Origin of the sequence: Streptomyces sp. NPDC005774 (assembly GCF_042871645.1) — a bacterium.
Classification (GTDB): Bacteria; Actinomycetota; Actinomycetes; order Streptomycetales; family Streptomycetaceae; genus Streptomyces; species Streptomyces pratens.
On the sequence record NZ_JBIAIV010000096.1, the window covers coordinates 1 to 10,431 of the forward strand.

Genomic DNA, 10,431 nt, shown 5'->3' on the forward strand with positions numbered 1-10,431 from the left:
TGGCTCGGGTCCTACACCTTCGACATCAGTCGAACCTCCTTGGTGATTTCCACTCTTCTCAAGCGACTTTCGTGTCGCACGACCTGGTTGATCCAGGAGGAGCCGGTCGGCGTGAAGTGGACGTGGAAGCGCGAGTGCCGACCCAGCCACGCCTTGATCTCGGAGGTGTTGTGGGTGGCGTAGCTATCACACACCAGGTGCACGTCGAGTTCGCGCGGTACGGCCTTGTCTATCGTGACCAGGAACTTCTTGAACTCAATCGCCCGGTGGCGGCGGTGCAGTTCGCCGATGACGGTGCCGTCGGCGATGTTGAACGCGGCGAACAGGCTGGTGATGCCGTGCCGCAGATAGTCGTGGGTGCGGCGCTCGGGCATGCCCGGCATCATCGGCAGCACCGGCTGCGAGCGGTCCAGTGCCTGGATTTGGCTCTTCTCATCGACGCACAGCACCACCGCCTTCTCGGGTGGGTTGTGGTAGAGGCCGACGACGTCGACGACCTTGTCGACGAACTGCGGTTCGGTGGACAGCTTGAACGCGTCCTGCAGGTGCGGCTTGAGGTCAAACCTCTTCCAGATCCGCCCGATGGTGGACTTCGACAGCCCGGTGCGTTTCGCCATCGAGGCCCGCGACCAGTGCGTGTCCTGGCCCGGAGTGGACTCCAGTGTCGCGACAATGACGTCTTCGACCTCGTCGAGCAGGATCGAGGGCGGCCGGCCCGGGCGCGGCTCGTCCGCGAGTCCGTCCAGCCGACCCGCGATGAACCGCGACCGCCAGCGGTTGACCGTCGCCTGCGCGATGCCGAGTTCGGCGGCGACCTGTTTGTTCGTCCCGCCCTCCGCGCAGCGCAGCACGATCTTGGCGCGCAGCGCCAGGAACTGCGCGGTCTTCGCCCGCCGTGCCCAGCGCGTCAACTGCGCATGCTCGGCCTCGGTCAGGACCAGGTCCGGTTTGCGCCGGCCCGGCCGCGGCTCGTCGGCCAGGCCTGCCAGCCGGTGAGCCGCGAACCGGGAGCGCCACTTGCGCACCGTCGCCACGTTCACACCCAAGCCGACGGCTACTTGGCTACTTGACGCTCCGTCCGCGCAGGCCAGGATGATCTGCGCGCGCTCGGCCGACCGGGCCCCTGACCCGCCTGCCGCCCGGCGCGACAACTCGATGCGCTCCTCCTCGGAGAGCGCGATCTCGACAGCCCGCGGACCCCGATGCGACATGGAAACAGCATACGGACTTACCGCTGAAATTTCTGGCGCATCACCCTAGCGCACAACACGGCTACCCTGCACGGCCGGGTCTACGATAGCCCCACCGGCACCGTCGAAGAAGCTGGCGCCCTTGGCACCGCTGTGGCGGCCTGACCGCACGACTTGATCCCCGAGCACCGGTCCCGGATCACCCACCGCCCCGCAAGCTCGCCGCCTCGCCCTCCTGTGGACCAGCACCTCGGATAAGGAAAACCTCTCATGGTGCACGCTCAGTTCGACCCCACCGCCCGTCAGTAGCTGGCCATCGCCGCGGTTGAGGCCAAGACCCGCCGGAATGTGTCCTGGCAGCAGATCGCGGACGCCGCAGGACTGTCGGTCACCTTCGTCACCGCCGCCATTCTGGGCCAGCACGCCCTGCCCGCCCACGCCGCGAAGGCCGTCGCCGAGCTACTGGGCCTGGACGACGACGCGGTGATGCTGCTCCAGACCATCCCCACCCGCGGCTCGATCGGGGACAGTGTTCCGACCGACCCGACGATCTACCGCTTCTACGAGATACTCCAGGTCTACGGCACCACCCTCAAGGCCCTGGTGCACGAGCAGTTCGGTGACGGCATCATCTCCGCGATCAATTTCAAGCTGGATGTGAAGAAGGTCGCCGACCCCGCGGGCGGCGAGCGGGCGGTCATCACCCTGGACGGCAAGTACCTGCCCTACAAGCCCTTCTGACCCTCCCCGGGGCGGGCCAAAACCCACAGGCTTCCGCCCCCGTCTTCCCGCGAGATGCTCAGATGCCGCGCGATCGCCCGGATCGGCATCTGCTCAGCCTGGTGCAGCCGCCGGATCTCTGCCCAGAGCGGGCCGCTACCCGGCTGATCAGTGACGCGGTCAGCTCCCCGGCCGGCGGCACGGTCCGCAACGCCCCCGCTGTCACCGTCCCGCTTCGCCCACCTGTTCGCCGAGCAGACCGGCACCACACCGATGCGGGCCCTGCGCGAGGCACGCCTGCGGCACGCCTGCGGCACGCCTGCGGCACGCCGCGCGGCTGCTGTGGAGCACCGCGCTGCCGGTCGCCCGGGTGGCCGAGGCATCCGGCTGCGCCGGCCCCTTCCACTTCAGCCGTGCCTTCCGCCGGCGCTGCGGGGTGCCTCCGCGGGACTACCGAGCGGCAGAGCGGGTCACTTCTTGACCGCGACACCGCAGACGGAGACGTCGGCCGTGTCCTCCTCGGCCCGGTCGGCGTCCGGGCGCCAGGCGGCCGTGGACACGACCCCCGGCTCCACCAGATCCAGACCGGCGAAGAAGGAGGCGATCTCCTGCGGCGAGCGCAGGTGGTAGGTGTTGGCCGACTGCCCGTTGTAGACCCCGACCGCGGTGCTGAGCGCCTCGTTGGTGTTCGTGCCGTCACTCAGGGCCAGGTAGCTGCCCGGGGGCAGGGCCGACATCAGCGTGCTCACCAGGTCGGCGGGGCGCTCGGCGTCGGAGATCTGCCCCATGATGCCCAGCATGGTCAGGGCGACCGGGCGGCTGAGGTCCAGGGTCTTCGCCGCTTCGGCGAGGATGCGTTCCGGGTCCCTGACGTCGGCGTCGACGTAGGCGCAGGCGCCCTCGGTGCTGCTGGTGAGCAGGGCCTGCGCGTGCACCAGGACGAGGGGGTCGTTGTCGACGTACACGATGCGGCTCTCCGGCGCGATGCGCTGGGCCAGTTCGTGTGTGTTGTCGGCGGTGGGCAGTCCGGTGCCGATGTCGAGGAACTGGCGGACACCGGCCTCGCCCGCGAGGAAGCGCACGGCGCGCGCGAGGAACCTCCGTTGCAGCCGCGCGACGGCGGCGAACTCCGGGAAGGTCTTCAGGATGACCTCACCGGCCTCGCTGTCGACGGGGTAGTTGTCCTTGCCTCCCAGCAGGTAGTTCCAGACACGGGCGGAGTGCGGGCGATCGGTCTGCAGCCTGGCCCTGACTTCTTCACGCGGGTGGGTCATGGGGAAAGCTTCACACAGAGCTGTGCATCCGTAGGCCAACTATCGTGATACCGGCTTGACTTCGCTCGGGCTGAGGAACGTCGTCAGGGCCGCGACGGCCCGCTGGTGGTCGGACATTTATAGCGCCGTAAGGATACGGAATCCTTGGCGCAGTCAACCGGGGAAGGGGCAGGCGTGACGCAAACGAGGACCCGACGGGGCGCTGTCACGTTGTGGAGCGTATGAGTGCCTGACGGGGTGTCGGGCGCGGTGGGACCGGGTTCCGGATCCGTGCTCAGTCCAGGTCCCGTGACGAGAGACGGTGGCCTCAGCCGCCCGGCGGGGCATCCCGATGCCGGCCTTCTCCGCCCTCCTTACGCACTACGACACCCTGCGCGCGGGCCGGCTCCCGGCCGCCCCGGAGGGCGACCGCCAGCTGCACGTGATGATCTGTAAGTTTTTGTCGGTGGCGGTTCGGCATGATGATGTCAGTGCGGTTGGTATCGGGTTTCTGCTGTTCGTGTGCTGTGGTGGGGGATTTCGGGTGGTGACACGGATGCCTATTCAGCGCAGACGTTTTTGGTGTCTCGCCTGGTCGGTTTGTTGCCGGTCGGTACAGCATGGGGTGTGTTGTTGCTGGTCAGGGTTGTGGCGGTGGGGCTGGGTGCGGCTCGGTGAGTGCAGCGGGCGGGAATCTCCCTCGACCTTGGCCATCTGCTGGCCTGTCCGGGCGGGCCGGGGGAAGCGGGGCCCGGCCAGGGCGGCCCGTTACGGTTGAACCGTCGGCCTCCCCGCCTCTTCGGGCTTGTGGATGTCGCGCTGAGCCGTTTGCACCGAGGAGACCGACGTTGGACATCAGGGCATCGCAGCCTGCTGAGGGGGATGACGTGTTCTGGCGGGAGCGCCGCACGTGCTTCCTGACCACGCTCAGGCCTGACGGCACTCCGCACCTCACCCCAGTCGGCGTCACGTACGACCCCGAGGCACGGATTGCCCGCGTCATCACCGACGGCGGCAGCAAGAAGGCGCGCAACGTCCGGGCCGCCCTGGCCGTCGGCACCGAGGCACGCGTGTCCGTGGGGCAGGTCGAAGGCCGGCGCTGGTGCACTCTCGAAGGCACAGCCGTGGTCAAGGACGATCCCGCCTCCGTCGCCGATGCCGAGCGCCGGTACGCCGAGCGGTACAAGACCCCGCGGGTCAACCCGAACCGGGTCGTCATCGAGATCACCGTCAGCCGCGTCATGGGCACCGCGAAGCCCTCCGGGTGGTGATTCCCAGCCCCGACCCGGGGGCGGCATACAGGCAGGCTTTCCGTGGATGCTCACTCGAACTGAACCAGTGCACGTCACACCTGAACCGCTCCGGATTCGACAGGGACTCGATCGACGGCCTGCCCCGTCTCCAGGGGATGCCGGCCTGGTCCTGCGCCTGAGCGCCCGACACCTGCCCGAAGATTTGTCGATCGGGCGTATCCAGGCGCCCGCTGGACACGCCGCGCTTCAGCACCGGCCGGCATCGGCTGCAGAGCCCGGGGAGGGCACCGATGACAGGGCCTGCCGGGAGTCTCACGCCCACTCCGCGTCCAGCTCCCGCAGTGGGCCCGGTTGTTCCTGGGCGAGTTCGTCCCGCCGCTGCTTGGTGTTGGAGATCCATACGCCCAGCTTCACGATCACCGGCTCCGCCTCACCGTCGACCGCGATCTCCTCAGCGTGGCCGCGCGGGACAGGGCGGCTTTGTTCACGAGAACCGACAGCACCTGTACACGAGATTGGGCGGCGTCGGCGGCGCGTCGTGTTCGATGTTCATGAGAAACGACAGCGCCCCAGCGCGCCCCGCCGTCGCAGGGCCTCACCTCGGGAAGTCGCGATGAGGCCCCAAGTAGCTCTGCGTAGTGTTCCGACTCCGCGGCGTCCGGCTACGGAGCCTCTGCAGAAACCCGTTGGCGGACCACGGCGACCGTTGCTAATCTCCCGGAGGCCGTGCGAGAGAACGAGGAGGTGGTACCCGTGAACGCAGTATCGACATGGGTGCTCCCCTCCGGGGTCACGGTCGGGCGCTAGGTCGTCCGGGAGCGCCGTTCAAGCGCCCTCCCGAAAGGCACGACCATGCAATTCACTTCCGAGCAGCGCCTCGACGACGGCGTCCTCGAGCGCGAATTCACCCTCGGCGAGATCCCCGGCACCCTGTGGACGCCCGAATCCGCACCGGCCCCGCTGATCCTGATGGCCCACAACAACGGCCTGCCCAAGGCGGAACCCCGGCTGGTGGCCCGGGCCCGGTACACCGCGGCGCGCGGCTACGCGGTGGCCACCATCGACGCCGCCGGGTGCGGTGACCGGTCCCGTTCCGCCGCCGACGAGCAAGCCCGCGCCGACCTCCGCCGGGCGATGCAGGCCGGCGAGCCGGTCGACGAGATCTTCGAGTCCTTCATCGGCCCGCTGGTCGAAAACGCGGTCCCGGAATGGCGGACCACCCTGGACGCCCTCCTTGAGCTGCCCGAGATCGGCGGCCCGGTCGGGTACTCCGGGGGGTGGACCGCCCTCGGCATTCGGCTGGCGGTCCTCGAGCCGCGCATCGCGGCCGCAGGCTTCTTCGCCGGGGGCTACGTGCCCCGTGCCCAGCGCGAGGAGGCCCGGCAGGTCACCATTCCGCTGCTGTTCCTGCTGCAGTGGGACGACGAAGGGAACCCCCGGCAACGGGCCCTGGACCTGTTCGACGCTTTCGGCAGCAAGGAGAAGACGCTGCACGCCAATCTGGGCGGGCACACCGGCACCCCGTGGTTCGAGCTGGAGGACGGGTGCCGGTTCTTGGACCGGCACCTGAAGTGAAGCCGGACCCCCAGGCCGGCAGCAGACGGTAAGCGGTGTCGGCCAGGATGCTGCTCGTCGAGGACAGCTCCCGGCCCTCCTCAACTCTCTACACCGCGGGCCCCTGCCAACTCGGCAGGGGCCCGCAGTGCCCGAAGCCATGAACTGTTCGATTTCTGCAGTGCTTCGAGTGCTGCCCAATCTCGTGTACAGGTGCTGTCGGTTCCCGTGAACAAAGCCAGCGGTTGTTTATGGGTGGGCTGGTCGCTTTCGTGAGGTAAGAGATTGATGGGCGGGACCACTGTCGTGGCGCTTTATCTCATGGCAGCTGATGCTGTCTCAGGTTCAAGATTTCTTATGCGGTGAGGTGGGCACGGCCGGTGTGATCGTGGGGTGGATCAAGACGTAAGGGCCGGCCGTGGGGCTGTGCTGTCCAGGGTGTTGGTAGTGCGTCATTTGCTGGAGCAGCAGCAGACGGGAGGGCTGTCTACCCGGCATGTGCGTGCGGTCGTACCGGCAACCATCGTCGGCGGCACGACACCAGCCGTCATCGGTCCCGACCACGGCCAACACCACCCCGGATCACTGACGCATCAACACCGAAGCAATACTGACAAACTGCCCCAGGTCATCAGCGCGGGACCGTGCCGTCGGTGGTCATCGCGGACCTCGTGAGGCTCCGGGGCGGGGGTGTTGCCGGCGTGGATCCAGCGAGAGCGTGCCATCGCTCTCCAGGTCCAGGTGGACTCCGGTGCTGACGCGGTTCAGGGTCGCCCGTACCCAGACGGCATCCCGGTGCGGGGCGCCTTCCAGCCGCATGCGCCTTGCCCGCAGCGGCACCATGCGCAGACCGAGAAACCGCCTGCTGTCCGCCGCCACCGTGACGAAGTAGGCGAGCCGGAGGTCGTCGCGGTACTCCTCGTAACCGCCGATGCCCTCGTAGTCGTCGATGAAGTCGCCGCACCCGTGCAGCACCAGCCGCCGGCGGTACACCTCGATGGGGCGGGGGTGGTGCGAGGAGTGTCCGTGGACGAGGTCGGCACCGCCGTCCACCAGAGCGTGCGCGAAACGGGTCTGCTCGCGGGGGACGTGGTACCCCCAGTTGGAGCCCCAGTGCACGGACACGACCACGATGTCGCCCGCACGCTTCAACCGCCGTATGCGCCGCACCACCGCGGCGGCCGTGGCGGCCGAAAGGTCGGGGAGGTGGGCGACGCCGGAGAGGGCGGTGGTCGCCGCCCAGCCGGGCGGGATGCCGCTGGAGGTTGCTCCGAGGGCGAGGACCAGGACACGGCCGCCGGCCGGGTTGGGGACGGCGGCGGGCCGGTACGCCTCGTCGGCGCTCCGCCCGGCGCCCGCCACCTGCAGGCCGGCGCGGCCGAGCGTGTCCAGCGTCTCCTCCAGGCCCGCCCGGCCGAAGTCCAGTACGTGGTTGTTGGCCAGGACGCAGACGTCGGGGCGGGCGACCGTGAGGGCGGACACGTTGGCCGGATGCATGCGGTAGTGCACCGCCTTGCCGGGCGCGAACGCGTCACTGCGGGTGACGGAGGTCTCCAAATTGACGATCCGCACGTCCGGGGCAGCGGAGTCCAGCAACCGGAGTGCCTCGCCCCATGGCCAGGAGGGCGGCACGGGGGCCGGGATCGGACCGTTGACCGACTCGGCCAGGCGGACGTAGGACCGGGCGTCCTCGGCGCAGCTCCCGCAGTGCCGGTCACCGGGCCGGGCCAGGATCTGGTCGACGCCGCGTCCGAGCATCACATCGCCGCATACGAACAGCGTCACCACGCCGCTGGTCATACCTCTACGGTAGGCGCGCCTGCGAGGGGGCGGGATCGCGCGGGCTTCCCGCCCGACGCGCTCACCCTGTGGGGCTCGTAAAGTCATCGCTGCAGCTCAAGCCGTGTATCGGTACTCGTCGATGACCCCGCCGAGGACTCGGGTGCGCAGGAGCCTGCGGGGCACGCGATCGTGCGATACCGCTGGCTGTTCCCGGGCTTCGGATGGTCTTTGGTCTCGTGCTCGGTGTGGCCGATGCGTGGTGTAGTGCGCCTGGTACTCGGCGAAGACCTGGTGGGCGTGGGCTTCGTTCAAGATCAGGATGTGGTCGAGGACCTCGCGCCGGATCGTGCCGATCACTCTTTCGCAGGGGGCGTTCATGCGCGGCGCCTGTGGCGCGCTGAGCAGCACGTCCATGTCTTCGGCCTCGAAGACGGCGTCGAAGGACTCGGTGTACTTCGCGTCCCGGTCGCGGATCAAAAAGCGCAGTGACTCCAGGCGCAGGCCCAGCTCGACGGCGAGGTTGCGGGCTTGTTGCACGGTCCACTGCCCGGTCGGGTGCGCGGTCACACCAGCGATGTGCAGGCGGCGCGTGCCGTACTCGAGGAAGACCAGCGCGTAGGCCCGGCGAAGGTCGACCAGGTCGATGTGCAGGAAGTCGCATGCGAGGAGGCCCTCGGCCTGCGCGGTCAGGAACGCGCGCCATGTCGGCCCGCTGCGGCCTGGGGCTGGATCGATGCCGGCGGCCGTCGGGATCTCCCAGACCGTCGTGGTGCCGATCGGCTGTCCGAGGCGGGCGAGTTCGCCCTGGGTCCGTCGACAGCCCCAACGCGGATTCTCCTGGGCCAGTCGCAGCACCAGCGCCTTGACCGCGCCGGCGGTCGGTGGCCTTGCGCTTGCCGAATACCTCATCCAGGCTGCTCAGGCCGCATGTTGGTACTCGTGGAGGGTGCCGCCAAGCCGCGCTCGCCGTCGTATGCCCAGATGGGCGATCCGGTCCGGGTCCTCGATCGGAGCGGGCAGCGGGCAGCGGGCAGCGGGCGGAGGGGGCGGGCGTTCGCAAGGCCCTGGTGTGGCCTGTGCTCGTGGTAGAACATCTCGAACTCGCGCAGGACGTAAAGGAGATGGCGTTGGTTCCAGATCAATGTGCGGTCCAGCAGCTCGCGCCGGCAGGACTGCACCCACCGCTCCATGATCGAGTTCATTCTCGGTATCCGGACGCAGCTGAGCACCACCTCGATACCCGCGTCCTGGAGTACCTCGTCGAACAACCGCGGGAACTTCCCGTCCCGATCCCTGATCAGACAGCGCGCCCGACAGCCGGTGCCCTCGAGATCCATGACAAGATTTTTCGCGGCCTGGACCACCCAGGACGCGGTCGGATGCGCGGTCGCGCCCAGGATCCGGATCCGGCGGTTCGCGTGCTCGATCGCGGCGAATACGTACAAGCGGGCCCCGGACAGGGTGACCGTCTCGAAGAAGTCGCATGCCAGGAGCACGTCGGCCTGGGAGCGCAGGAAGTCCGCCCAGGTGCTCGAGGCCCGCTCGGGCACCGGCTCGATGCCGTCCTCCTTCAAGATTTCCCAGACCGTGGATGCTGCCACCTTCACTCCGAGCACGAGCAGTTCACCGTGCAGGCGCCGGTAGCCCCAACTTGGATTTTCCCTGGCCAAGCGCAGTACGAGTGCTCGGATCGAGTGCACGGTGCGGGGCCGGCCTCCGCGCTTCGGCCTGGACCGGGCAGCGTGCCGGCGGGCGAGGAGATCGCGGTGCCGGCGCAGTACCGTGTCCGGCCGCACCAGCAACCGCATCCGGCGCAGCACTTCCCTTGGCAGACCGTGGAGCAGCGACGCCAGGAAAGCCCGGCCGCTCGCGTGCATCCGGACTCGCTGCCCGTCCAGCTGCCGCTCCAAGACGGCGATCTGATGGCGCAGGGCCAAGATCTCGATGTCCTTCTCACGGTCGCTCGTTGGCAGCAGCCGCAGCATCGCGAACGCGTTCGTCACGCCCAGGTACGCCAGTCTCAGCAGCACGACCGATCATCATGCCGCGCCCACCGCCGCCGCACGATAGCGGCGACTCGATCGGCCACGGACAGCACCCCGAAACCCGCTCCCACCTGTATGGATGAGGTATTCGGCAAGGGCAACGTCTGCGAACCTGGCGCCGCGCGCTACGGGCCAGCCAGGGCGTGAGGTTGGAGTCCAGGATCAGCTCCTTGTGCGTCTCGTCCCCGGGCAGCGGCACGATGAGGCACTGGCCGGGCGGGAACAGCCGCCCCTTGGTGGTGGCGAGCCCGCCGTAGACGGACCTGAGGAACCTGGGGGCGGAGTCCCGTGGCACGTCGTGGAACTCCACCCCCTCGACGGTGATCCTGGCATCGTCCTCGGGGAACAGCCGGACGCTCACGGCGGGCGACCCCGCCAGCTCCACGAACGCCTCGTGCGGCAGCGAGCCGTCGGGATCGAACACGGTGAACAGCTCGGCCGACGTGCGTCGCGAGGGCTGGTCCGCGCCGATGTTGTCCGTGACGGACATGCTCACCCCGAACTCCATCGCGATCTCACGAATCGTCTGGACAGCGGCCTCAGTGAGGCTGCGCCATGCTCGTTTCCGCAGTTCAGCGGAGCTGGTGTGATGCGCCGGTGAGGTCCTCACGCTGACAGGTGGCCTGATCATTAG

Annotated in this window: 7 protein-coding genes and 3 pseudogenes; 4 read left to right on the forward strand and 6 right to left on the reverse strand. The window is 68.6% G+C overall.

The genetic code is table 11. From position 1 onward, the window contains the following. Window positions 1-11: 11 nt before the first annotated feature. Window positions 12-1,211 (reverse strand): IS630 family transposase, encoded by a 1,200-nt coding sequence (locus ACFYQA_RS38420; protein ID WP_388928327.1) that lies wholly within the window; start codon window positions 1,209-1,211, stop codon window positions 12-14. 288 nt (window positions 1,212-1,499) lie between these two features. Between ACFYQA_RS38420 and cynS the strand changes: the two genes are divergently transcribed. Together cynS and ACFYQA_RS38430 are read left to right on the forward strand one after the other, a co-directional pair. After that, on the forward strand, window positions 1,500-1,931 hold the full coding sequence (cynS, locus tag ACFYQA_RS38425; protein ID WP_388928340.1) for a cyanase: 432 nt from the start codon (window positions 1,500-1,502) through the stop codon (window positions 1,929-1,931). A 349-nt stretch (window positions 1,932-2,280) separates the two neighbouring features. Next, entirely contained in the window at window positions 2,281-2,391 is a 111-nt protein-coding gene (locus ACFYQA_RS38430) for a hypothetical protein (protein ID WP_388928330.1), read from the forward strand. On the opposite strand, the gene ACFYQA_RS38435 is transcribed toward ACFYQA_RS38430, so the two are convergent. Then, entirely contained in the window at window positions 2,381-3,184 is an 804-nt protein-coding gene (locus ACFYQA_RS38435; protein ID WP_388928332.1) for an SAM-dependent methyltransferase, read from the reverse strand. The two genes, ACFYQA_RS38430 and ACFYQA_RS38435, sit on opposite strands and share 11 nt — an antisense overlap. Window positions 3,185-4,011: 827 nt before the next feature. On the opposite strand from ACFYQA_RS38435, the gene ACFYQA_RS38440 reads away from it, so the two are divergent. Both ACFYQA_RS38440 and ACFYQA_RS38445 read left to right on the forward strand, forming a co-directional pair. Beyond that, on the forward strand, window positions 4,012-4,434 hold the full coding sequence (locus ACFYQA_RS38440) for a PPOX class F420-dependent oxidoreductase (protein ID WP_388928334.1): 423 nt from the start codon (window positions 4,012-4,014) through the stop codon (window positions 4,432-4,434). A gap of 834 nt (window positions 4,435-5,268) precedes the next feature. Continuing rightward, window positions 5,269-5,991 carry a dienelactone hydrolase family protein gene (locus ACFYQA_RS38445; RefSeq protein ID WP_388928336.1) on the forward strand — a complete coding sequence of 241 codons (723 nt, stop codon included), beginning with the start codon at window positions 5,269-5,271 and terminating at the stop codon, window positions 5,989-5,991. A gap of 636 nt (window positions 5,992-6,627) precedes the next feature. Here ACFYQA_RS38445 and ACFYQA_RS38450 read toward each other — a convergent pair. From ACFYQA_RS38450 to ACFYQA_RS38465, 4 genes and pseudogenes are all read right to left on the reverse strand, one after another. Then, the gene (locus tag ACFYQA_RS38450) at window positions 6,628-7,770 is read right to left on the reverse strand and encodes a CapA family protein (RefSeq protein ID WP_388928338.1); all 1,143 of its coding nucleotides are present in this window, start codon (window positions 7,768-7,770) and stop codon (window positions 6,628-6,630) included. Between the two features lie 96 nt (window positions 7,771-7,866). Then, window positions 7,867-8,658 (reverse strand): annotated as a pseudogene (locus ACFYQA_RS38455) (integrase core domain-containing protein); the annotation flags it as partial. Between the two features lie 12 nt (window positions 8,659-8,670). Continuing rightward, window positions 8,671-9,782, reverse strand: a pseudogene (locus ACFYQA_RS38460) (integrase core domain-containing protein). Between the two features lie 133 nt (window positions 9,783-9,915). Next, window positions 9,916-10,305: pseudogene (locus ACFYQA_RS38465) on the reverse strand (hypothetical protein); the annotation flags it as partial. Window positions 10,306-10,431 lie beyond the last annotated feature (126 nt).